22 protein-coding genes are annotated in these 22380 nt (G+C 57.3%); 4 read left to right on the plus strand and 18 right to left on the minus strand.

Annotated elements, in window-relative coordinates:
• The first annotated feature begins 220 nt into the window (after window positions 1–220).
• Window positions 221–1534, plus strand: a complete 1314-nt coding sequence (locus tag MHK04_RS07280; protein ID WP_239208345.1) for an SAM-dependent methyltransferase — start codon at window positions 221–223, stop codon at window positions 1532–1534.
• On the opposite strand, the gene MHK04_RS07285 is transcribed toward MHK04_RS07280, so the two are convergent.
• On the minus strand, window positions 1531–2439 hold the full coding sequence (locus tag MHK04_RS07285; protein WP_239208346.1) for a Dyp-type peroxidase: 909 nt from the start codon (window positions 2437–2439) through the stop codon (window positions 1531–1533). The genes MHK04_RS07280 and MHK04_RS07285 overlap by 4 nt on opposite strands.
• A gap of 144 nt (window positions 2440–2583) precedes the next feature.
• Between MHK04_RS07285 and MHK04_RS07290 the strand changes: the two genes are divergently transcribed.
• The gene (locus tag MHK04_RS07290) at window positions 2584–3057 is read left to right on the plus strand and encodes a hypothetical protein (protein WP_239208347.1); all 474 of its coding nucleotides are present in this window, start codon (window positions 2584–2586) and stop codon (window positions 3055–3057) included.
• Window positions 3058–3552: 495 nt separating this feature from the next.
• Here the strand turns inward: MHK04_RS07290 and MHK04_RS07295 are convergent, their stop codons facing one another.
• The 3 genes from MHK04_RS07295 to MHK04_RS07305 are packed head-to-tail and all read right to left on the minus strand — an operon-like array spanning window position 3553 to window position 4777.
• Window positions 3553–3717, minus strand: a complete 165-nt coding sequence (locus MHK04_RS07295; RefSeq protein ID WP_023021569.1) for a hypothetical protein — start codon at window positions 3715–3717, stop codon at window positions 3553–3555.
• Between the two features lie 13 nt (window positions 3718–3730).
• Complete coding sequence (locus tag MHK04_RS07300) at window positions 3731–4432, minus strand: YceI family protein (protein ID WP_239208348.1); 702 nt, start codon at window positions 4430–4432, stop codon at window positions 3731–3733.
• Window positions 4433–4435: 3 nt separating this feature from the next.
• A complete protein-coding gene (locus tag MHK04_RS07305; RefSeq protein WP_034655353.1) occupies window positions 4436–4777 on the minus strand; it encodes a hypothetical protein in 342 nt (113 codons plus the stop codon).
• Between the two features lie 130 nt (window positions 4778–4907).
• Here MHK04_RS07305 and MHK04_RS07310 point away from each other — a divergent pair, with 130 nt between their 5' ends.
• A complete protein-coding gene (locus MHK04_RS07310) occupies window positions 4908–5291 on the plus strand; it encodes an RNA polymerase-binding protein RbpA (RefSeq protein WP_023021567.1) in 384 nt (127 codons plus the stop codon).
• Window positions 5292–5369: 78 nt separating this feature from the next.
• On the opposite strand, the gene MHK04_RS07315 is transcribed toward MHK04_RS07310, so the two are convergent.
• The 3 genes from MHK04_RS07315 to MHK04_RS07325 are packed head-to-tail and all read right to left on the minus strand — an operon-like array spanning window position 5370 to window position 8400.
• Entirely contained in the window at window positions 5370–6263 is an 894-nt protein-coding gene (locus MHK04_RS07315; protein WP_023021566.1) for a polyprenol monophosphomannose synthase, read from the minus strand.
• Between the two features lie 5 nt (window positions 6264–6268).
• Window positions 6269–7798: an apolipoprotein N-acyltransferase gene (lnt, locus tag MHK04_RS07320; RefSeq protein WP_239208349.1), complete on the minus strand. Its 1530-nt coding sequence runs from the start codon at window positions 7796–7798 to the stop codon at window positions 6269–6271.
• The gene (locus MHK04_RS07325) at window positions 7798–8400 is read right to left on the minus strand and encodes an FxsA family protein (protein WP_023021564.1); all 603 of its coding nucleotides are present in this window, start codon (window positions 8398–8400) and stop codon (window positions 7798–7800) included. Before MHK04_RS07325 ends, lnt begins: the two co-directional genes overlap by 1 nt.
• 85 nt (window positions 8401–8485) lie before the next feature.
• Between MHK04_RS07325 and MHK04_RS07330 the strand changes: the two genes are divergently transcribed.
• The gene (locus MHK04_RS07330; protein WP_239208350.1) at window positions 8486–9274 is read left to right on the plus strand and encodes a precorrin-3B synthase; all 789 of its coding nucleotides are present in this window, start codon (window positions 8486–8488) and stop codon (window positions 9272–9274) included.
• A gap of 14 nt (window positions 9275–9288) precedes the next feature.
• Here the strand turns inward: MHK04_RS07330 and MHK04_RS07335 are convergent, their stop codons facing one another.
• From MHK04_RS07335 to arc, 11 genes are all read right to left on the minus strand, one after another.
• Window positions 9289–10035 (minus strand): SDR family oxidoreductase, encoded by a 747-nt coding sequence (locus tag MHK04_RS07335; protein ID WP_023021562.1) that lies wholly within the window; start codon window positions 10033–10035, stop codon window positions 9289–9291.
• Window positions 10036–11163, minus strand: coding sequence for a M24 family metallopeptidase (locus MHK04_RS07340; protein WP_239208351.1), 1128 nt, complete (start codon window positions 11161–11163; stop codon window positions 10036–10038).
• A gap of 32 nt (window positions 11164–11195) precedes the next feature.
• On the minus strand, window positions 11196–14012 hold the full coding sequence (locus MHK04_RS07345) for a DEAD/DEAH box helicase (RefSeq protein WP_239208352.1): 2817 nt from the start codon (window positions 14010–14012) through the stop codon (window positions 11196–11198).
• A 21-nt stretch (window positions 14013–14033) separates the two neighbouring features.
• Complete coding sequence (tatC, locus tag MHK04_RS07350; protein ID WP_239208353.1) at window positions 14034–15128, minus strand: twin-arginine translocase subunit TatC; 1095 nt, start codon at window positions 15126–15128, stop codon at window positions 14034–14036.
• A 108-nt stretch (window positions 15129–15236) separates the two neighbouring features.
• The gene (gene tatA / locus MHK04_RS07355) at window positions 15237–15500 is read right to left on the minus strand and encodes a Sec-independent protein translocase subunit TatA (protein WP_239206021.1); all 264 of its coding nucleotides are present in this window, start codon (window positions 15498–15500) and stop codon (window positions 15237–15239) included.
• Between the two features lie 97 nt (window positions 15501–15597).
• Window positions 15598–16554, minus strand: coding sequence for a helix-turn-helix transcriptional regulator (locus MHK04_RS07360; protein ID WP_239208354.1), 957 nt, complete (start codon window positions 16552–16554; stop codon window positions 15598–15600).
• A gap of 2 nt (window positions 16555–16556) precedes the next feature.
• Complete coding sequence (locus MHK04_RS07365; protein WP_239208355.1) at window positions 16557–17543, minus strand: helix-turn-helix transcriptional regulator; 987 nt, start codon at window positions 17541–17543, stop codon at window positions 16557–16559.
• A 38-nt stretch (window positions 17544–17581) separates the two neighbouring features.
• Window positions 17582–18961 (minus strand): Pup--protein ligase, encoded by a 1380-nt coding sequence (gene pafA / locus MHK04_RS07370; RefSeq protein ID WP_275434392.1) that lies wholly within the window; start codon window positions 18959–18961, stop codon window positions 17582–17584.
• 38 nt (window positions 18962–18999) lie between these two features.
• Window positions 19000–19191, minus strand: a complete 192-nt coding sequence (locus MHK04_RS07375; RefSeq protein ID WP_005324778.1) for a ubiquitin-like protein Pup — start codon at window positions 19189–19191, stop codon at window positions 19000–19002.
• A gap of 44 nt (window positions 19192–19235) precedes the next feature.
• Window positions 19236–20768 (minus strand): depupylase/deamidase Dop, encoded by a 1533-nt coding sequence (dop, locus tag MHK04_RS07380; protein ID WP_239208357.1) that lies wholly within the window; start codon window positions 20766–20768, stop codon window positions 19236–19238.
• Window positions 20765–22330 (minus strand): proteasome ATPase, encoded by a 1566-nt coding sequence (gene arc / locus MHK04_RS07385; protein WP_239208358.1) that lies wholly within the window; start codon window positions 22328–22330, stop codon window positions 20765–20767. Before arc ends, dop begins: the two co-directional genes overlap by 4 nt.
• Window positions 22331–22380: the final 50 nt, after the last annotated feature.

A 22380-nucleotide genomic window follows, 5' to 3' on the forward strand; every position in this document is an offset into this window, starting at 1 on the left:
ACCTTCCTCAAGAAAGCTAATGTTTTGTACCCATTCAGTGTAAACACTTCTAACAGAACGTGCATACTCATTGACTGATAAACTTCCGTGCATCGTTAATATTTTCGCGGCAGGAACCATTGCGCCTGTGCGGAGCGCCTAAGCCGAGGTGCGTGCCAAGCTGACTAAGGTAATTGCCGATAGTGACTTCCTCCGCCCACCAAGGAGCGCACCTGGCATTATGAGCTTTATCCGCCCCGAGCATTTGAGCTCCATCGATGCAGATTCCTGGCCCAATGTGGCTACAGTCCCTTCATCTCGTTGGCCTGGTTTAAAGGCTCGCCGTGCAGAGGCTGAATTTGCCAAGGCTTGCGATGACGCCGGATTGGAACTCGACTTGGAAGTAGAGGGCGGACCAGATCTCAAGGTCGGACACGATGCTTTGTTTGAACGAATCGCCGCCAGTGGATGGCTGGGGTTCGCAGAAAGCTTTATGGCAGGAGAGTGGTCCGTCAGCTCGTCCTCCCAGCTGGTAAAAGTGCTTGGGCGGTTGCTGGGGGTGGGATATCTTCCCAAGGCCAAGATGCTAGACACCGGCAATTCGGAGCCAGGGGAGTTGCCGATGGAGTTGGTCCGGCTCTATTCCGGTGATGGTTTAAGCCATGTGGGTGGCATCTTTTCTAGCGGTGTGCCGACGACCATTAGGGAGACAGTAGAAAGCTATAGCCCCAAGGCCGGCCGCAAGGAACCGAAAAGCCACTTCGTGGATGTCACGACGCTAAGCGAGCCCACGAGTGTGGACAGAGACGATTTGGGCGATGCCCAGCGCCGCGCAGCGGACTGGCTTCTCGACGTCACTCGCACCGGCGCCGGAACCCACCTATTAGTGTACCCGGCCGCTGGAATGCAGCCTGCCATGCGCGCGACCAAGCGGCGCGCAACGGTAGACGTATTGACCAGCGATGTAGATCAGATAAGTCACATGCGTGAGGCACTCGTGCTCGAGGGGGCAGATGATTCCATCCATGTGGAACGCATTCCCGGGGTTGTCCCAAATCCCAAGCAATGGCGCGGACACTATGACGCAATCGTCACCGTGGAAAAGGTAGAACAGCTTAGCCCGCAGGAGCGCAAAGAGTATATTCGCGCAGTCGACCGGTTCTTAACCCCTAATGGCCGTGCAGGAATTCAGTCCCTTGTGGCGACCGAAGCAATGACCGACGCCGGAAAGGCCTCGATTCAGGCCTTGCGGGCATATGTGTGGCCTGCACTGGACTATCCGCTTACTGCGGAGCTGCACCAGCTCGTCGATAAGAACTCGAACCTGCGCATCGTATCGGAAACACACGTGGGGACGCACTACCTAGAATCTTTGCGTCAGCAACGATCCTTTTTTGATGGGCACCTGCGGGAGGCCGCGGCGGCTGGGTTCGACCCAGTATTCCGCCGCCTGTGGACCTTCCAATTTGCCCTCCGCGAGGCCTTAATGACGCTCGGAATGATTGATGCGGTGCAATTTGGATTGGCCCACCGCAACCGTGGGGGACGCCGCTAGGCGGGCGGCAGCTCGTCGAAGTTTTTCATCAGGTCCGCGCTGGGCACAAAGAAGTTGGTGCCAGTAAGAGCGGTGGAGAAGTCTAGAATGCGGTCGTAGTTCCCCTCCGGCTTGCCGATGAACATATTGCGCAAACGTTCCATGACGTTTTCTGGATCCTTTGCATAGCCGATGAAGTAAGTACCCATCTCACCAGCAGCAAAAGAACCAAAGACCATATTCTCGCGGTAGATATCTTCCTCAAGGTCGTTGAGAGCAACGTGAGAATTGGAAGGCTTAATACCATCGTCGAGCTCGATATCGTCAGCCTTTGTGCGACCAATGACCTTTTCTTGCTCTTCGGTGCTCAGCTCGTTCCACTTGTCGAGGTCGTGGATATATTTTTGTACGGTGACATAGGAGCCACGGGGGTAATCGGCGGCGTCGTCAAGCAGCACGGTATCCAAAGCTTCCTCGGCGAGGGGATTGGCGGTGCCGTCTACAAAGCCAAGCAGGTCGCGCTGGTCAAGGTATTTAAACCCGTGGGTCTCATCGATGACCGTTGCAGCATCACCCAGTTGGTCTAAAACCTGCCGGGCCATTTCGTGGCAGAGATCGTAGCTATTAGCGCGGAAGTGCAACAGAATATCGCCTGGCGTTGCTGGGGCCTTGTGCGCTGCGTCAATTGCCTCGAATTCCTTTAGCCGATTAGGAAGGGGTGCGCTGGTCAAACGCGGCCACATGGAGGCGCCAATGCCGACTACGGTATAAAGCTCGCCGTCGTTATAACGGAAGTTTACGGACTTAAACAGTCCAGCGAACCCCGAAAGCATATCGCGGGTGGATTGCTCGCCGCCATCCTTGATCTCAAGGACCAAGAAGAGCGCTGCGCGGGAAGGCTTATCTACTACATGCTGAATCGTCATAATGCCGATTTTACGCACCCAGTAGTGATCAGGTCCGTTCGCCGACTTGGAATCGCCCCTGATAGAGACCTGCTTGGCCTTTATATGCGCTAGTGTGCATTTTAGTTGAAAACTAACCGATAGCCGGGTGAGAAGATGTGGGGCATGGATACGAAGAAGCAAAAGAAAAGCACCGCGCGGATCTTCGTATTATTTGCGCGGAAAGACGATTCATTTGATGAGTCCTTTGCAGGGGTTGCGCTGACGCGCGCCCAAGAAAAAGCCATGGGGCAATGCGTAGACCGCTCAGGGGTGACCTGTTGGACTGAAGAGACATGCCTGCGTGGGTGGAACGGTCCACTGGATGAAGAACACCATCCGGAAGTGGTTTACATCGTATTTAGAGGTGGACACGCGCAGGGATCGGATCCGTCGAGCGCAGAATTCGATCCAGAGCTTAAGGCCGCATGTGCTACGAGAGACCAAGCCGAGAAAGAAGTCGCCCGCGGCAAGAATAATGACGAGAGACCAATCTTCGTGAAGGAATGTCATATTTGGAAAGCTTCATTCGGGCGCGTGTTGTCAGGAGCGAACAATAGAGGCGGGGTCCAAGTATCAATGTATGGAGTCAGGAACTAAAAGGGGGGAATGCCACCCCTAGTTTAAATGACATAATGTACATTATCGGACATTTATCCATGGTTGGGGCAGTTCCTTATTTATACCTTGGCATACCTCGAGCCTTCTAGTCGGTCTTATCAGAATCCCCGCTTGCTCCTTTTATTGCGGCGACTATCTTCGCACCGCCTTCTGCTGTGAAGCTCTGCTTTGCGATGTCGCCCAGTTGCCGCGATACACTCCAGTGGCCACTGGTCCGCCAAGCTGGCTGACTAATCCTATCGAGGGTCGCCGGTATGCAGTCTGCCCCTGTGACGCCAGGCGCCTTAACTATTAAGCACTATTGAGCCCCTCCGTGCCACGGGCGTCAGCCATCTATGGCGTGTGGGTCCCGATGTGTGGTCGGACGGGTGGATTTCGGCAAAAATACACCCTACTGGAGCATGCAACCACACCACCATATAACGTCACATTGACGATATTCGGGGCAACTACCGTTCGCTTTGGATGTCTTATTTAACGATTACGGTAAGCACTCCACAGCTGCCATATTGTCAAAAGCGCCAAGCAGGCAGAAATCGCTACGATGACCCACATGTGTTGAACGGCTACGAAAATGGTAAAGCCGATGACTATAAGAAGGCGCAGCCACATAAACGGGATCATTTGGCGGGTGTTCATAGGCTAGTCCTTATTAGTCCTTCTTGAAGGAAATGCGAAGATTGACCTCGCCCTTTTCCTCGACCTTTGCGGCCAACATTTCCGGGGTTTCTACGCCATAATCAAGGCGATTAACTGGAACGGTGCCGCCGATGACGATGTTATCCCCGTCGCGGAGAACGTCAAAGTCTTGGGAAACCTCGTGTGTCTCATCCTTGATGGTCAAGTCACCGGTGAGCTTTACCGTGCCAATGGTGCCGTCATCTGGGACGTCGGCAAGCGAAGCGGGTTTGGTGAGCTTAAAGGAAGACTCTGGGTAAAGTTGCGTCTCAAAGAGTTTGGACTTCATATTTTGGTCGCGGACCTTTTTATCCGTAGACAACTCATCCATATCCACGGTGACCGTCGCGGTTTTGAGGGTGGAATCAGAAATTTCTGCTTGACCGGTTACCTCAGTAGTCGAACCAGATGTAGTGGTCTTTTCTGCAGGTAGGATCTCATTGAAGGTAAAACCAACCGAGGTATGATTATCAGCACGCCCCTTGGCAACCTGCCAGGATCCATCTAGTTCCGTAGACGCAGCCTTAGCTCCATCGGCGGAAATAGGCTCTGTTTTTACACCGGCGCCCTTGAGAAGCGAATACACCATAGGGCCAATGGCCACGGCGGTGAGCAATACAATGAGCACCACAAAGATGGTAATGACGAGCTTGCGGTTATAAAAAAGCTTTTTCATCTTCTATCGAAGTCCTTCTAGGCGTCGGGCCAGGGCTACAAGCTCTTCGCACAAACCGGCAAGCTCCTGCGCACTAGCACCTTCCTCCGCGGCGGTATTGATATCTTCTGCGGAACAACGTAGTTCAAAAAGTCCGTCGCGCAAACTTTCTGCCTTCTCCGGAGTAAGGATCACAGCGTTAGCGGGAATACCCGTGCCACTAACATTATTTCTTTGCTCATACGCCCGCTGTTTGCACGAGGCGCTGCAAAACTTCCGTGGCCGCCCTCTACCGCCTTGATCAATGTCCTTCCCACACCACTGGCAGGAACCGACGTTGCGTTCACGACTAGCTGTACGGATCACCCGATACACTTTAGTCCATTTTGGGCGGGCTGGGAACAAAGGCGCGAGGGTGTTCGTTATAATTAGTAGCTCTTAGGCGAAGTTTTGCTTCGCACTCAATCAGGGATCTCTTTGAAAAGGATGATGTTGCATGGCAGATCGCGTACTCCGTGGCAGCCGTATGGGCGCAGTCAGCTACGAAACCGACCGCGACCACGACCTCGCACCGCGCCAAATGGTGAAGTACCGCACCGAAGACGGCGAGATTTATGAGGTGCCTTTTGCGGATGATGCTGAAATCCCTGAGGAATGGATGTGCAAAAACGGCAAGCTAGGCCACCTTGTAGAAGGTGAAGGCGTTGAGTCTAAGCCGGCTAAGCCGCCACGTACCCACTGGGATATGCTGCGTGAGCGCCGCTCCATTGAGGAGCTGGACGAGCTCCTAGAAGAGCGCATTAACCACCTGCGCTCCCGTCGCCGTTCCGCAGCCCGCCTGCTAAAGGAGCAGCAGGAACAGCAGCAAAAGAACTCATAAGGTTCTGCCGCAGACAAAGGCCCGTACCTCCTTAGTTTTACTAAGGGACGGTACGGGCCTTTAGCGTTGAAGCATGGGCTACTTCTTCAACTGTGCAATCTGGTGCTTTGCTAGGTGAGCAATTTCCCCGGCGAAGTCAGATGCCCAGCCGGCGCCCTTGCGGGCCTGCACGCCTAGATCGTGAATGGAGCCATCCTTGACCTCACGATTGACCAGCTTGGATACGGCGCCGCCGAAATCCTGCAGCTGCTCCGTGCGGTGGGCAACGCCCCACTTGGTTACCTCCAGCAGGGAATCTTTCACGAAGGAACCATCAAGCTTGGACTCGCCGTATTCGCGCTCGGTGAAGGTAATAGGAACCTCGCGGACATCGAAGCCGGCCTTAACCGCGCGGAAAGCCAGATCCACCTGGAAGATATAGCCCGCCTTGGATAGCTCGTCGAAATCAATGGATTCGAGGAGCTCGCGGCGGAAGGCACGATAACCGGCGGTCATATCGGACAGACCAGCGCCCAGCGCCACGGAAATGTAGATATTGCCCAAACGGGAAAGGTACTCGCGAGAAGCCGGCCAGTTGACGGTCTCGCCGCCCGGAATATAGCGGGAGCCGATAACTAGGTCCGCACCCTTGTCTACCTCTTCGAGCAGCAAGTGCAGCTGCTCCGGCGCGTGGGAGCCATCTGCATCCATCTCGCACAGTACCTGGTAATCACGCTCCAAGCCCCACTCAAAGCCAGCGATATAGGCGCCTAGCAGGCCACCCTTGCCTTCGCGGTGGAGAACGTGGATATGGTCATCCTGCGCTGCGAACTCATCGGCCTTGTCGCCGGTGCCATCGGGCGAGTTATCGTCCACGATGAGGATATGCACCTCTGGGACCGCCGCGCGGACGCGTCCAGTAATGAGAGGTAGGTTTTCGATCTCGTTGTAGGTCGGGATGATGACCAAGGTCGAGGCTTCAAGCGTGCTCACAGTGTTTATGCTCCTACGTATGTATCTGTGCCGGAGCGGCGCGGGGTGCGTCGCAGGCGGTTTGTGCGCAAAGCTACCAGTGCGCAGACTGTTCCAATAATAACCATGAGCCATTGCAGGGGCGAACCAAACCTAACGGAAAAGGTCTCGCCGCTACGCAAAGGCAACTGCTCCACGAGAGCGGCCGGCGTAAAAATTTCCGTGGACTGGCTGACGCGGCCATCGGGGTGAACAATGGCAGATACTCCAGAGGTTGCCGCCACCACCACGGAACGGTCTGTCTCCATCGCACGCAGCCGGCTCATGGCCAATTGCTGGTAAGTCATATCCGAGTAGCCAAAGGTGGCGTTATTGGTTGGCGTAGTCAGCAATTGTGCGCCATTTTTGACCGATTCTCTAAAGGCGTTGTCGAAGGAGACTTCGTAACACGTTGCCACGCCTACCGGCACGCCCGCCATGGAAACCACACCTGGACCATCGCCGGGTTTGAAGTCCCCGGCAAGATCCACGTAGCCAGAAAATTTGGCAAAGAAATCCCGCATCGGCATGGTCTCACCGAAAGGCTGCAGGTACTTCTTATAGTGGTGGTCCCCTACCGCGTGGCCAGGAGCAAAGACCTGCATTGTATTGCGGGCGCCCACGTCATCGCGCGTAGCGGTGCCAACCAGAACGGGGGCATCAATCGCATCAACGGCACCACTGATTGCCGCGGCTGCCCTACCGTCATGGAAAGGATTGATATCGGATGAGTTTTCAGGCCAGATGACAAGGTCGATGTCCTTGTCACGCGCGGCCAGCTTCTTCGTTTCAGCCACATGATTATTGAGAACCGCTTGGCGCTGCCCAGCAAAATCTAGGCCCATGCGGGGTACGTTTCCTTGAATGGCAGCAACCTTTGCTTCACCGACAATGGAGTCGTCGCGGTTGATGCTCAAGCCCGCTACCGTCGCGGTCGCAAGGGGAAGAATAACTGTCACCAGTGCGACGGCCTTGGCCTTCCACCCGCGTTGAATCACCAAGGCGGCGATTCCGCAGCCACACAGTACTGTGGCGACGGTGATAAGCGAGGTGCCACCCCACGGCGCTAGCTTGGCTAGCGGCCCGTCGATTTGCCCCCAAGCCAGTTTGACCCAGGAAAAACCACCGAAAGGTAGAGAAGAACGCAGCACCTCCACCGCGAGGTAGACGAACGGGAAAGCAATAAAACCGTACTTCCACCGTGCCACCGCGGCGCCGCCAAAGCCCAATAGGATGGCGTAAACCGCAAGCCATACTGCCAACGCAATATACGGCCCGCTTCCCACCAATTCACCGATCCAGGGCAAGGTGAGAAGATAGAGCACGAGTGAATGCGCTACCGCGAGTAGTGCGCCCAGACGGGCGGAGACGTGCCTAGTTCCCCAAGGCATCAAACTCACATAGAGCAAGCCCATGCCTGCGACTGCGGCCCACCACCAGCCGCGGGGCTCAAGGGCGGCATAAGTAAGCAGACCAGAAAGGCCCGCCACTAAAAGGCGGGCAAGGATAGGCAACACTAGCTCTTGCCGCCCTTAGTCTCGCCACCGGCAGGGCCAAAGTCATCCGGATCTAGGTTTTCAGTCCACCGGCGAATCTCTTCCTCATCCAAGACCTCATGTGGGCCAGCGTCCTGAGTACTCGGGTGCCCGCTGTGTGCGGCTTGTCCGCGGCCGAAGGAGCCAAAATCGCCATACGTGTCATGCTGCTGCGCCATCGGGGTTGCCTCGTAGATCTTGACACCCATATTCTCGATCTTGCGGTACAAAGACGCTGCCATAACTGTGCGGATGATTGCACGGGTGGGCGAGAAAATAAGTAGGGCGCCGAGAATCGTGGTTAGGAAGCCAGGCAAGGAGAGCAACATGCCGCCTACCAAGGTAAGACCTACGTTGCTGGCAGTCTTGCCCATATTGCCGCCGCGGACAACGTAAGTGCCGTCTCCTGTGCGCTCGACCTGCTTTCCCATCAAGCGCCGGACTTCAATGCCGGCGATGGACATTCCGAAAAACATGGTGACAAAGAGCGCGATTAGCGCCCAACCAACACCGATCCATGTGGATACGGCCCAGAAAGTCAGGGTTTCTGCGACCATGTAGAGAGCAAAATAGAAAAACGGCATGGCTTCAGTTTAACGAGGCAGACTGAAAATGCGCTGGCAACACTCGTGAACTATGCTGCAGCCGCGGCAGGTTAAACTGGTGCGCATGTTTACTCCTGCGCTTTTCGACGACCCTCAGTACTGCACGTGCACCCGCATCCACGTTGCCGGCGGCAGCACCCACGCCCCAGATTGGGCAACTTTGGCAGAATGCGCCAGTGCTTGCGCGGATGGATTTGTGTACATCGACCGGTTTTCTGCCATCGAGCTGCGCGGAATTACGGATGCGGAGGCGCTTAAGCGGCGGCTCCAGGGCCTGCATCTACATGCCGCCACGGTGCCGGTGCTGGCCTCACCCCTATCGGCAGCGGCCAAGCAGGCGGCCCAAGACATTGCGGCTGAACTGGGTGCGGTAGAAGGTGGGCCAGGTCTTGCAGTCATCGCGGAAGAGGATAACTTGCCCGCGGGTGCCGCTGGTGTGAGCTTAAACATCGACAAGGATGGTTCTTTGTACCTTGGGCGCTCCCCGCTTGTCGACACCCCTACTGCCCCACTTACCCCACACGCCGCCGCCCGTCATTATGAGGAAGCACTCCAGTGCGCGGAGGCCGAGGAACACACAAGCTCCGCCCTGGCAGAACCCGGCCCCATTGGCTGGCTGGATGAGCATCTGCCTGCGGGCATCGTTGATCTGGGCGCAGGCGTTCATAAAGGCGCAATTCCAGCCGAGTTTGCACAGCTCATTGGGCAGCTGGAAGTAGACATCACCGTCACCCCTTGGGGCGGATTAGTCTTTCACAATATCGCTGAGGGCGATGCCGAGGTGGTTCTGCGCGTACTCGCCCCGCGTGGATTCATCTTCGACATCAACTCCCCACTGCTCCGCGCACACTAGCAGGATCGCAGACTCTAGCGTGGCATGTGCCGCCAGATTGGGCGCGGCACGAGGCGCATGATCCACGCTAGGCCCTGTAGAGCTCTGGGGATCCAGATGGTGCGCGAACGCGGTCTCCCGCGCCGTGCATCGTGGTCTATGCAGCTGACCACGGCCTCGGCCACATCCTCTGGACGCACCGAAAGCGGCGCCGGTTTCATTCCTTCTGTCATGCTGCCAATCACGAAGCCGGGGCGTGCGGTAATGAGTCCTAGCCGACTGCCGTGCAGCTTGTCGGCCAAACCTTGACAGAAGGCGTCAAGACCAGCCTTGGTAGAACCGTAGACGTAATTCGCTCGACGGGCCCTCCACCCTGCGATCGAAGAAAACGCGATGATGTGACCGCGCTGCATGCGCTCAGAAACCAAGGTGAGCAGGGAAATCTGCGCCGCGTAATCAATTTTGGCGATGTCGACCGCGTGGGAAGCATCGCGTTCCGCTCGCTCCTGGTCACCCAGGATGCCAAAGGCTACAACCGCAATCTCCAGAGGTCCTGCTAGCTCTATCGCGCGATCGACAACGCCAGCATGGGACGGAAAATCTGCGGCGTCGAAATCAAGCAAGTGCACGCTGCGCGCGCCCGCCGCCCGCAACTGCTGTTCTCTACCGTCCATTCCATGGGTGCCACGAGCAGCGAGCACGATGTCCTTACCGGGAGCCACCCGCCGAGCTATTTCGCCGCCGATATCACTGCGGCCACCGAGGATTAGTACGCCAGCCATTTAACGGACTTCACGCGGAGCTAGGTTAAGGGACTCGTAGCCATCGCTAGTAAGCACCACGATATCCTCCAAACGCATGCCCCACTTGCCTTCCACGTAGATGCCCGGCTCAATGGAAAAGGCCATGCCTTCTTCCAATGTGAGGTCATTGCCTTCCATAATGAACGGCTCTTCGTGAGTGGATAGGCCGATGCCATGGCCAGTGCGGTGGACAAAGTTGTCGCCCCAGCCGGCTGCAGCGATTGCCTTGCGGGTAATGGCATCGATCTCTGCGGCGGTGCTACCGGGGTGGGCTGCAGCGCGGGCGGCTGCTTGGGCGACGGCAAGCACGGCATAAGCATCCTGAAAGTCCTGCGGTGCCTTGGAAACCTCCCCGCCGACCACGTAGGTGCGGGTGCAATCGGAGTGGTAACCGGAAGGCAGAGTGCCGCCGATATCGACGACGACTGGCTCGCCCTCCGCTAACACACGGTCCGAGAAACTATGGTGCGGGTTGGCGCCGTTCGGGCCCGAGCCGACAATCACGAAATCGATAACGGTGTGCTCTTGCAAGATGAGCTCTTCCAATTCCTGAGCCACCTCCGCCTCGGTGCGGCCCGGCTGGAGGAGTTTTGGTACCTGTGCGTGGACCGCATCGATGGCCTGGCCAGCCTTGCGCAGCTCAGCAATCTCAGCTTCATCCTTGCGGGTAAAAAGCTCCGCCAGCGCGTAGGTAGCCAACTGATAATTGGCTTGTGGGATTAGATCCTGAAAACGCAGGACGTGGTCTGCAGTCAGCGACTGCCCCAGGGCCACATTGTTTAGAGCAGCGCCTGCACCATCTAGTGCTAGCTCATAGGGATTATCGCCGTCGTTCCAACTCCTTAGCTCTACATCCAGCTCTCCTACTGGAGCCGCCTTGATATCGGTGATATCGGTATTAGGCGCTGCGATCCACGCATTGCCTTGCTGCGGCACGACCAAAACGGTAAGGCGCTCGTGCGAGGAAACCCAGGAGCCAGTGAGATAGGCAAAGTCTGGACCCGTACCGATGAGGAGTAGATCGATGTCCTTGTCCTTAGCGGCCTGTTGGGCGGCCTGCAGGCGCTGGGCGTAGACATCAGCGGAAAAAGTCTGAGTAACAGTCATGTCCCAGAGTCTACTCGCCCAAGCCGCGGCCTCTAGGCGCCGATGGCTACCACACCGCGCTGAATGGCATCAATAGCCCGACGGGCATTGCGCTGAATCTCGCCGTCATAACCGGTCTTCGCCACCTGCTGCAGGAGGTCAATGACCTGCCGGCACCAGCGGACAAAATCACCGGGGGTAAGTTCGGCGCCGGCTTCATTAGCGGCAGCCATGCAATAGCCCAAGGGGGCACCGGCTGCCCATTGGTGGACGGCCAGGGCGAAACCAGCCTCCGGCTCACGGGTAGGCGGCAGACGGTGGCGCTGCTCATCGGCGGTGAGTTCGGTATAAACGCGCCACGTGCCATTCATGGCATCGGCCATGCGCTCGGTAGCTGCTTCTGGCTGCCCACTGGTAGCCTTGCGGTTTTCGAAACAGCACAAAGAAGCAACGCCGGCAAGCTCGGCAGGATCCAACTCATCCCAAATCCCGCGCTTCAAGCACTGTGCCACGAGCAGATCGGATTCGCTGTGAATCTTGGCTAGACGCTCGCCTTCCTCAGTAATTACGGGCGTGCGTTCGGAACCTACCCCGGTGAACTCGACATAGTCCATTTCTGCCAGAAGGTCAACGATGCGCTCGAAGGTGCGGCCCAAAGTATCTGTAGCCTTATTTACCTTGGACTGGAGCTTGTCTCGGTCACGCTCGCGCCGTGCGAGCTTTTGTGCCAAGCCCGCCAGCTGCTCGCGATCAGTAGCCGGCCACTCGTGCGCGGGATGAGCGCGTAGCTGATCGCGCAACTGCCCTACCCGCTTATTGGGCCGAGTACGGGGCTGCGACTTCATCCGCTTGGGGCGATCGAAGTGCTCACGGCGCAAGACATCCTGCACGTAACGGGTATTGCGCCGTGGGTTCTTGCGTACCGGCTTCGGCACTTTAATGCGCCCCACCTGAATGGGAGGATTATTGATCCCGGCGGCGTCGATCCGACCAGACCACCCAGATTCCGTGGTAATCCACGGGCGGGGATCCGCGGTCTGGTTAGCGGGCGTGACAACCGCAGCGAGAATAGGGCGCTTCTTGCCGGGCATGGCGATAACATCACCTAGCTGCAGACGCCCCAGAACCGCAATAACCTCTTGGTTGCGTTGGTTAGCGCTATCGATTTTGGACTGCTTTTCTTCAGCGCTGAGTTCGCGGCGCAGGCGGACGTAGTCCATCAGTACCTCGGCGGGATCTTCCCCGTCTTTGGCAGGAGGTGCTAGCGACGCCACGGCATCATCCAGCTGGCTGCGCAGCTCGCGTACTCGATGTTCCGCGCGCTCAATTTCACGGGTTTCTTCCACCACCGAGCCATCCGCTTGGAACTGGGCAAAAGACTTCTCTAACAACCGAAGAGAGTCTTCGAACCCAAGCATGCCCAGCAAGTTGATTGCCATATTGTAGCCTGGAGCGAAGGTAGAAATGAGAGGGTAAGTGCGGGTGGAAGCAAGGCCGGCTACTTGACGCGGATCCATGGCGGGGGCCCATTGCACGACTGCATTGCCCAAGGTATCGATGCCGCGACGCCCCGCGCGGCCAGTTAGCTGCGTGTACTGGCCGGGGGTGAGATCAACGTGGGCCTCACCATTGAATTTGATGAGTTTTTCTAGCACCACGGTGCGCGCCGGCATATTGATGCCGAGAGCCAAGGTTTCGGTAGCGAAGACGGCGCGGACGAGGCCGCGTACGAAGAGGTCTTCCACGATGTGCCGGAAGGCCGGCAGCATACCTGCATGGTGTGCCGCGAAGCCCCGGGAAAGGGCTTCGCGCCAGCGCTTGAAGTCTAGGACCTGTAGATCTTCTTCGGGGATACCTTCTACACCAGCATCGACGATTTCTTTGATCTGCTGCGCTTCTTCTTGGGAGGTAAGCACCATGCGGCTGCGCAGACACTGATAGAGCGCGCCATCGCAGCCAGCGCGGGAGAAAATGAAGGTAATGGCCGGCAGCATGTCTTGGGACTGGAGTACTTTCAGTACCTCCGGACGGCCCAAGGGGCGATAGCGATCCTGCTGGCGAGAAGCACCGGAGCGTCCCCTTCCCTTTCCGCGGAATTCACTACGACCGCCGCCCTTGTGGCGGGCGCGGGCGCGAAAGCCCTTGCCGGACTTATAGTCTGCGCGACCGTCATCGGTATCGCCGGCCTCAAGGCGCTGGATTCTACGCTCTAGCTCGGCGTTGACTTGTCCGCCGGATTCGGGCTCGAAAAGCGGATAAATCTTACGTCCCAGCATCATCCACTGGTCGAGCGGAACTGGGCGGTGTTCGGAAACGATGACGTTGGTATCGCCACGCACAGTGGAAAGCCAATCGCCGAATTCTTCCGAATTGGACACTGTGGCAGATAGACCAATGATGGAGACATGGTCTGCCAGGTTGAGGATTACCTCTTCCCACACTGCGCCGCGCGAAGCATCAGCCAAAAAGTGGATTTCATCCATGACCACATGGGTAAGGCGATCTAGTGCTGCGGATTCTGCGTAGATCATATTGCGCAGCACCTCGGTGGTCATAACGACGATCTCTGCATCGGAGTTGATCGATACATCACCGGTGAGCAAGCCGACGGCTTCCTCACCGTGCTCTTCCACCAAGTCGTGATACTTCTGGTTGCTCAACGCCTTAATGGGAGTTGTATAAAAGCACTTGGTACCTCGGCTTAATGCCAGCGATACTGCGAACTCGCCCACAATGGTTTTGCCGGCGCCGGTCGGCGCGCACACCAGCACACCGTGCCCGTCTTCCACGGCTTGGCATCCCTTAACCTGGAACTCATCCAAGGGGTATGGCAGGGCTGCAGAAAAATAATCCAGATGAGTTTCAGTCATGACTCCCCAGGCTACCCGTGCCTAGAGGACATCGTCGAAAAAGCCGCCGCTGTTCGACGAAGTCCCGGTGCCGCCGGTGGTCCACGTCTGCGGCTGCTGTCGCTGTGCCTGCTGGACTGGTTGAGAAACCGGCTGAGAAGGAGCGGGCGAAGGGTGTACCTGGGTTGGCGCCGCGACGGGAGTAGGCCCTCCAACAGCGTCTGGACCGGCACCAAGCGGTGAAGCAGCCTCGTCGTCAAGGTCCATCCACTCGGGGCGCTGGCGTTGCATGCGCTTATCGTGGATGCGGCAGAACTGGAATGCAATCTCGATGAGAAGGATGAGCGATCCAGCCAAAACCACCATTGAGAAGGGATCCTGGCCCGGGGTAACAAAGGCGGCGAAAATCATCACGACGACAATAATGATCCGCCGCTTGTCCTTGACATGCTCATATTCCAGCACACCAATAAGATTGAGCGACACAATGAGCAGGGGAATTTCAAAGCTGATGCCGAATATCAGCAGCAATGCCAAAAGGAAGTAGAAATAGCGTTCACCTGTCAGCGCTGCTGTTTGGTACTCTTCACCGATGCCCATGAGGAATTCCAGCCCAACGGACAGGATGAAATACGCGAGCACGGCGCCAGCAACGAATAGTCCCACTGCGGCAGAGACGAAACTCAAGGTGTAGCGACGCTCATTTTTATGGAGGCCAGGGACTACGAAGGCCCAAATCTGATATAGCCACACCGGCGAGGACAATACGGTGCCCGCCAGAGCGCCTACCTTCAAGCGCAGCAGGAGCATTTCAAAAGGGCTGGTGGCCAAAAGACGGCATTCGCCATCCGCACTGAAAGAGGCGCGCTTGTCTGCTGGCAGCGCACAATAGGGCTCGCGGAGGATCTCACCCAGCGGGGAGATACCGAACGGTGCGCGTTGGTACCAGATAAAGCCAATGATGGCGCCGACGACCACCGCTAAAACGGCGATGATGACGCGGCGGCGAAGCTCCTGCAGGTGCTCCACCAAGGTCATCTCCCCGGTAGGGTTCTTCTGCTTGCGCGAAAAACGCAGCTTCCCCTTCACGTTCTTGCTTGCCTTCGGGGCAGAAACAGGCTGTGACTGTGGCGACATCAGTATGGCTCTTTCAACGCAAAGAAGCGAACACTTCCCTGCTACGCGGATTACGAGAGTGTATCCACGCGCTGCAGAGGTGTTCGCGCAACGACGGGCTGGGGGCGTTTACTGCTGAGGGTTGGTGTTGCTCTGCTGGCCCGGCTGCATGTCCGGTCGATTCCAGAATTCCTCATCGGACTGCTGCTTCTGGTTCAGCTGTGCCTGCGCCTGGGAACGCTGGGTATCCTCGGACTGCATCTCATTAACCTCAGATTTGAAGATACGCATGGAACGGCCCATGGAACGTGCCAGATCCGGCAACTTCTTTGCACCGAATAGCAAGACGATAACGAGAACGATTAGGCCGATTTCCATAGGTCCTAGGCTCATGGAGAAACCTCTTTCAACTAGTGCGCCAGCATGCCGAGCAGCGGTACTGCCGGAAAATCTTCCAGCGGGCGGGCGCAGTTAACGGGCAAGTAACTGGCTATTGAGTATAGCCGCTCAAAGCGGCATTTCCTCGCTCCGCAATGAGCTTAACCACGGATTGAGGAGCCACTACCCGCAACCTATCAGCTTGACCCAAGGCAAAGCGAATAAGCCAATCTACTGATCCCATAGGCATCGTTGCAGCTATTTCCCCATTTCCCAGGTCTTCGCCCAGCCGCATATCGTAATACTCAGCCAGCCACGTGAATTCTTGGTGAATTGCTAATTTCACGGTGTCCGCGTTGCCCAAATTAAAGGGTGAAGCGGCATCAAAATCGAGGTCCTTCAGGTGCGGCTGCGCCTGCTCTTTTTCCATATGAGCGTTCCTAATGCGGTCGATCCGGAAGGTGCGATGGGCTTGCTTTGCTTCTTCCCATGCCGCCAGGTACGGCTCAGAATCAACGATGAATATGCGCGCCGGATCCACTAGCCTCTCGGATTCTGCATTAGACGAAGCACTCCAGTAGCGCAGCCGCACCCGCTTTCGTTCATTGACCGCTTGGGTCAAAAGCGCCTGAATATCCGTTTCTTCAGGGGCTGGAGTAGACAGCGAATCGTAGATAGCTGCAGTCTTTTCATCCATGATGCCGCGCAGTTTAGCAGCGGCGGATTCGACCGCGTGGGCATCGATAAGCCCCGGCATGGCCTGCAGGGACTCTAAGGTAAGGAGCAAGGCGCCGGCCTCGGTGGGGGTAAGCCGCAAAGCTTGGCTTAAGCCTTGATCATTGTGGATGGTTACCCCATCGCGGTAGCTGAAGCTGAGATCAATGAGATCTTCAGTATTGCGGCCCGTGCCGGAACAAAATAGACGATCGAGGGCCTCCTTCAGCTCACCGGGCTCCATTCCCAAATCCGTAGCCGCTTCCATGGGCGTTTTGTCGGGGTGATTTTTAAAGTAAGGAATCAGGTTCAAAGAGCGCACGAGCGCCTGGAGCTTTTGCGATGCATCGGCCATAGCTAGCGTCCTTCCTGCCGTTGCGCGGCGGCGCGCAGAAGAGAAATGACCTCCTGGCGCACCCCGCCAGGTTCGACCACCTGTACCTCTGGCGCGTACCCGGCCGCTGTGCGCACGAGCCAATCCTTATCCACGTTGCGCAGCATTACTGTGCCATCAGGCTGCTTCTCGCCCGCATCCATTAACTCCTGTGCCTTTCCCACCGGAATAATAAGCCGCGCGTCTACCTTTTCTCCGCGCTGCAATGCGCGCTCTACCAAGACCTGCAAGGTCTCTGTTGGCACGGTGCGTTCTGCAGGATGATGTGAGCGTTTGATATCGGAGACACGAAGCGCACGAAAGACACGTGGGGCGCCGCGGTCCACATCGAAACCCACGATGTAAATGTGGCTATCACGGTTGACCACTCCCCAAGGATCCATCACGCGGCGTACTGGCTTAGCGGCCGGGTTTGCGCGGTAGGAAAAAGTAATGCGCAGTCGGTTGCGCACCGCAGCGAGGACAGAGGTAATAACTTCCGGGGCGAGGCGGGTGATGTCATTGACTGCTGTGTACACCGGCGCGCCGGAAAGGTTGCGCGAGGCGCCGCTGGCAGCAATCTTGGTCCACCCAGATAAAGAGAAATCGCTTAAGCCTCCCGTGGTACCCATTCCCCCTGCTATGCCTAAAACCATGGCCTCTTCCGGAGAAAATTCCACCGGCGGTAGCTGGTAACTACTCGCGTCAAGACGGTAGCGCGCACCATCCTCACCACCGGAATGCACAATGGGCACCCCAGCGCGTTGGAGGGTCGCTATATCGCGCGCCAAGGACTTGGCAAAAGCCTCGCCCGACTTATCGCCGTACCCGGCAACGTGGCGACGAATCCATGCAGCGCTGCGATCAGGGCTACCGCCGGAGTTTGCCGCGCCTTGTAGCGCGAAGGAGAGGTTGGTGAGCCTTTCTACCGCCTCATCATGCCGTTTGGGCGTGGGGTTGTGTGCTGCCACGTGCTGTGTTGTCTCCCTGATATGACTCTATGGTGGATCTAGCTGTGGTGTGAACGCATATAGTCTAGCAATGCATCGACTCGTTCATCGTGGGCAATGAAGGGATCCAAAAGTTCCTCGGTTCGCGGTTCGGGCCGATTGACTTTCAGCCGCGTCCAATCAACGGTGACATTGGCGCCACAGTTACGCGCGGTAGCCAAGAACTGGCCGCGCAGCGCAGCGCGCGTGGTCGCCGGCGCTGTGTCCATCGCGCGTTCAATATCAGCATCCTCAATCCAGCGATCGATAAGACCTTTGCGCAGCAGTACATGGTAGAGCCCGCGTCCAGGACGGATATCGTGATACGTCATATCAATCTGGGCCAGCTTAGGGTGGTCCCACTGCCCACCGAGCCGCGCACGGTAGCGCTCAAGCAGGGCGAGTTTAATGACCCAGTCGATTTCCCTGTCCACTTCGGAAAAATCTTGGGTCTCAATGGCGCGCAGGGTGCGTTGCCAGAGATCAACTACGCGCCGCATTTCGGCGGTAGGGGTACCAGCGTCTTCCCTTTCTTCCAGCCATTGGCTTGCGCGCATACAGAGCTGCTGTTGCACCTCCAGCGCGGTGACTGATCCACCTCCGCTAAGTGGTAGTTCGGTCGATCCCGTCATATCGCGCGCAATAGCGCGGATATGGTGAATCGGCTTTTCGATCTCATATTCCGGCAGCTCAAATCCGGCCTCCAACATTTCCAAAATGAGCAGCGTTGAACCTACTTTCAGCGCCATAGTGGGCTCGGCCATATTGGAATCTCCCACGATGACGTGCATGCGGCGGAAGCGTTTGGAATCGCCATGCGGCTCGTCGCGGGTATTGATGATGGGACGCGAACGGGTGGTAGCAGAAGAAACGCCTTCCCACACCTGGTCCGCACGCTGCGAGAGCAGGAATTGGGCGGGCTTATCGCCCTTAGCGGGTTGGACCATGCCGGCGCCGCAGATGAGCTGACGGGTGATTAGGAACGGCAACAGCGCTAGCCCTAAGTCCTTGAGGACCATATGGCGGCTAATGAGATAGTTTTCGTGGCATCCGAAGGAATTGCCAGCCGAGTCCACGTTGTTTTTAAAAAGGTACACCGCACGCGGGTGGCCCTCGGCAGCGAAAGCTTGCTCTGCTTGCTCGCCAAGCCGGTTGACAATGGCATCGCCCGCGCATTCATAGGCCAAAAGCTGGCTCAAACTGTCGCACTCGGCGGTGGCTATCTCGGGATGGGAGCCGACATCCAGGTAAAGGCGGCTGGCATTGGTTGAAAAAATATTGGAGGAGGAATGCTTTTGGACAATGGGCCTAAAGAGCACACGCGCTACTTCATCGGGGCTCATAGTGCGTTCCTCAGAGCCTGCGCTGGTAGCTAGGCCATATTCTGTTTCGATGCCCATGATGCGTCGGGCAAAGACAGGGCGCTGGTCACTCACCCTTACTGCCCGCCCTTTTGGACATAGGAGCGCACGAATTCCTCGGCATTATTTTCTAGCAGCCCGTCGATCTCATCGAGAAGTTCATCGGTACCGGTGGTATTGATGCTGAGCTGCGTAGAGGTAAACTCCTCGTCGCCGGCGGAGTCATCGCCGCCATTACCGCCGGTAACCTGGGACTGGTGAGTGGACATAGGTGGGAAATCCTTTCTGTGGATCCTGCTTTAATTCGTGGTTGTTAATTACGGTACTCGGGGTGGATCCCACTGTCAGTGAGTCTTTGGAGAAGATCCTCGACCGTGTCGGCGGCGTCAATCATCTCTCCACATTCAGCCTGAGTGAGACCAGTGGCGATATCCATGGGAACTGTGGCCCACGGTGCGGCGGTGCCCTCCCCTACTCGTACGGTGAGGCTTTGCCAGCTTGCGGCAATGATATCCTCGCCGAATTTCTGCGTTACTCGGCCGCGGAAATATGCGCGGGTGTCCTCCGGCGGACAGCTGGAAGCACGCTCAATTTCGGCGGGGCTAAAAAGCTGCCGCATCTGGCCTTTGCGCACTAGAGCGTGGTGAAGCGACTTGGTTGGATCAATCTCCGCGTACTGCAGGTCAATGAGCCGCAGCTTGGGGTCGTCTGGATTGATGCCGCGGTCGAGATAGCCCTTAATCAGGTGATACTTTGCCACCCAGTCCAGCAGGTGTGCGGCCTGCATCGGGTCTTTCTCCAGTAGCGCAACTACCTCGTCCCAGGCCGCGAGGACCTTATGATCGGCTGGCGTGCGTGGGGTTAGGCGTGCGCGATATTCGGCAAGGAGCTCTAGGGCGGTGAGCCGGCGGGCGTCGGCAAGCGTGAGGCGATGCTGCAGCTTAAGGTCACGGCTCACTCGTGGGACTTCCGCCACAGCATCCTTAAGGCGGAGGTCGCTGAAGTCCACGCCCTCTTCGATAGCATCGAGCACTAGGGAGGTCATCCCCAGTTTGAGCAATGTAGAGGTCTGCGACATATTCGCGTCCCCAATGATGACGTGGAGGCGGCCGTAGTCTGCATGGACTGCATGCGGCTCATCGCGGGTATTGATAATGCCGCGATTGAGGGTGGTCTCTAGCGAGATTTCTTGCTCAATGTAGTCAGCGCGTTGGGAGATCTGGAAACCTGGTTCCTCGCCAAACTCCCCTAGCCCCATGCGCCCGGCACCGATGACTACCTGGCGAGCAACAAAGAAAGGGATGAGGGCCTGCGCCAGAGTGTCAAAGTCCGTTTCACGGGAGTATTGGTAGTTCTCGTGCGAGCCATAAGACGCGCCCTTGCCGTCCACGTTGTTTTTATAGAAACGCAAGACAGGGCACGGGTCATGGTTGGCAAGAACGGACTTTCCTTGCGCGCTCAGCCCCGCCACGGCCGCAGCCGCTTGCAGGAGCGTGGCGTCACCTGCGGCGTCATAAAGCGTAGCTTCCCAGGCATTAGTGCATTCCGGCGCGGAATACTCCGGGTGCGCGTGGTCAACATAAAAGCGCGCGCCATTAGCCGTGACCACATTGGCTACTCCGATGGCATTCGGGTCGACTACGGGCACCGTCTGGTAGCGCTTGAGATCAAAACCGCGGGAATCGCGCAGCGGGTGTTCCTCGGCAAAATCCCAGCGTGAGCGCGCCCCTGTGTGCATCGCGGCATAAGCTACTACCGCGTGAGTGGAAGAAATAATAGGTGAGTACTCCGGTAGCTCTGGGGTCGCAATTCCGTACTCGGTTTCGGTACCTACAATGCGGCTCATGCGCTCCTCCTTGTGGTCAATAACTCCACCCGTTCCACGCGGGCACCGGAATGGTCTTGGGAAATGATCTTGGTCCATTCCTCCGGGTTGGTGGAGGTAGGTACATATTCGGACTCGGCGCGCTCGGCAGCGATGGCATCGAGCAAGTGCTGCTTGGCGATGCCCTCGTGGTCCCCACCTGCCGCCTGCTCGCTGCCTGCACGCAACCGGAGAGCGTCCTTGATAGCCAGCTTTTTGGCCCGCGAGAGGATATTGGCAATCATTGCGCCGGAGACAAAGTCGCGGTAATGCAATATTTCCCGTTCCCCGCTGGAAAAGTGCAGCTGTACGAAGGGGCGATCGGCATAAAGCTCATCCACCGCGGCGATAATGAGTTCGTCCAACGCGCCCTGGTGCGGGACGGATTCGGTGAAGTGCCGGGCGAAAATTTCTCGGGCACCCTGTTTATTCGGCCGGTTAACCCGGATCTTGATATCAAGCCGGCCGGGGCGCATGATGGCGGGATCGATGAGCTCCTCGCGGTTGGTAGCGCCAATGACGATCACATTGGACAGGCTCTCAACTCCATCGAGCTCCGTGAGCAGCTGGGGAACAACCGTGGTTTCCATATCGGAGGACACACCCGAGCCACGAGTGCGGAAAATCGATTCCATCTCATCGAAGAAGATGACCACTGGCCGGTCAGCGCTGAGCTGGGCCAATTCGCGGGCCCGCTCAAAAATGAGGCGGATGCGGCGTTCCGTCTCCCCCACATACTTATTGAGCAGCTCTGGGCCCTTGATATTAAGGAAGTAGCTCGGCTCCTCACTGCCTAATTGCTGGGCTAAAGAGTGGGCTACTGCCTTGGCAATAAGCGTCTTACCGCACCCTGGCGGGCCATACAGGAGCACGCCCTTAGGCGGCTGTAGCTCGTATTGGTGATAGAGATCGGGATGGATAAACGGTAGCTCTACGGAATCGCGGATCTGGGAAATCTGCTCGCCCAGCCCGCCGATATCCTCATAGCGCACATCCGGGACCTCTTCCAAAGAAAGCTGGGTGACTTCAGTCTTTTCCACCTTTTCTAGTGCGATGGCAGCTTTGGGATCCACGAGTACTACCTCGCCTGCCGACACCCGGGTATCCTCGCGCAGTGCTTGGGCTAGCAGCACTACCTTTTCCTCACCAGAGGAATTTGCCACTATCAGGCGGTCTTGACTGAGGCGCTCCACCACCGTTGCTAGCTCGCCTGTACGCTCAGGCGGGCACCCTTCCACGACCACGAAGCCATCGCCCAAGCGAACCTGCTGGCCGGCCGAGAGACTGCCTGGTTCCACGTTAGGCGAGACCTTAAGCTGCATAATGCGGCCATTGGTATAGACCTCCGCGGTGGTTCCCACCTCGCTGTGGTTCGGCGAATAACCTAGAAAAACACCGTAGGTCGATGCCGGCTCAGCCAGCGCGTTGAGCTCGGCAAAAAGCTGCTCCAGCTTCACGCGCGATTCTTTTAATAAGCCCGCCAACTTCTGATTGCGGGCGGCAAGCTGGCTTACCTGCCGCTTATAGTCCGTGGCTTCATCCATGCCCACTACTCTAACGCGGCGCGGGCAGCGAAAGAGGGCACTTCCGCTTT

The organism is Corynebacterium nasorum, from assembly GCF_022345765.1.
Classification (GTDB): domain Bacteria; phylum Actinomycetota; class Actinomycetes; order Mycobacteriales; family Mycobacteriaceae; genus Corynebacterium; species Corynebacterium kefirresidentii.

Bases quoted from the DNA above. Each gene is read 5' to 3' on its own strand.
- pafA (WP_275434392.1), bottom strand. From the start codon at position 18,961: ATGGGCATCGAAACAGAATATGGCCTAGCTACCAGCGCAGGCTCTGAG.
- MHK04_RS07375 (WP_005324778.1), bottom strand. From the start codon at position 19,191: ATGTCCACTCACCAGTCCCAGGTTACCGGCGGTAATGGCGGCGATGAC.
- MHK04_RS07280 (WP_239208345.1), top strand. From the start codon at position 221: ATGAGCTTTATCCGCCCCGAGCATTTGAGCTCCATCGATGCAGATTCC.
- MHK04_RS07345 (WP_239208352.1), bottom strand. From the start codon at position 14,012: ATGACTGAAACTCATCTGGATTATTTTTCTGCAGCCCTGCCATACCCC.
- MHK04_RS07360 (WP_239208354.1), bottom strand. From the start codon at position 16,554: ATGGCCGATGCATCGCAAAAGCTCCAGGCGCTCGTGCGCTCTTTGAAC.
- MHK04_RS07300 (WP_239208348.1), bottom strand. From the start codon at position 4,432: ATGAAAAAGCTTTTTTATAACCGCAAGCTCGTCATTACCATCTTTGTG.
- MHK04_RS07295 (WP_023021569.1), bottom strand. From the start codon at position 3,717: ATGAACACCCGCCAAATGATCCCGTTTATGTGGCTGCGCCTTCTTATA.
- dop (WP_239208357.1), bottom strand. From the start codon at position 20,768: ATGAGCCGCATTGTAGGTACCGAAACCGAGTACGGAATTGCGACCCCA.
- MHK04_RS07335 (WP_023021562.1), bottom strand. From the start codon at position 10,035: ATGGCTGGCGTACTAATCCTCGGTGGCCGCAGTGATATCGGCGGCGAA.
- MHK04_RS07325 (WP_023021564.1), bottom strand. From the start codon at position 8,400: ATGCCGTTTTTCTATTTTGCTCTCTACATGGTCGCAGAAACCCTGACT.
- tatC (WP_239208353.1), bottom strand. From the start codon at position 15,128: ATGTCGCCACAGTCACAGCCTGTTTCTGCCCCGAAGGCAAGCAAGAAC.
- MHK04_RS07310 (WP_023021567.1), top strand. From the start codon at position 4,908: ATGGCAGATCGCGTACTCCGTGGCAGCCGTATGGGCGCAGTCAGCTAC.
- MHK04_RS07330 (WP_239208350.1), top strand. From the start codon at position 8,486: ATGTTTACTCCTGCGCTTTTCGACGACCCTCAGTACTGCACGTGCACC.
- tatA (WP_239206021.1), bottom strand. From the start codon at position 15,500: ATGAGCCTAGGACCTATGGAAATCGGCCTAATCGTTCTCGTTATCGTC.
- arc (WP_239208358.1), bottom strand. From the start codon at position 22,330: ATGGATGAAGCCACGGACTATAAGCGGCAGGTAAGCCAGCTTGCCGCC.
- MHK04_RS07340 (WP_239208351.1), bottom strand. From the start codon at position 11,163: ATGACTGTTACTCAGACTTTTTCCGCTGATGTCTACGCCCAGCGCCTG.
- MHK04_RS07285 (WP_239208346.1), bottom strand. From the start codon at position 2,439: ATGACGATTCAGCATGTAGTAGATAAGCCTTCCCGCGCAGCGCTCTTC.
- MHK04_RS07290 (WP_239208347.1), top strand. From the start codon at position 2,584: ATGGATACGAAGAAGCAAAAGAAAAGCACCGCGCGGATCTTCGTATTA.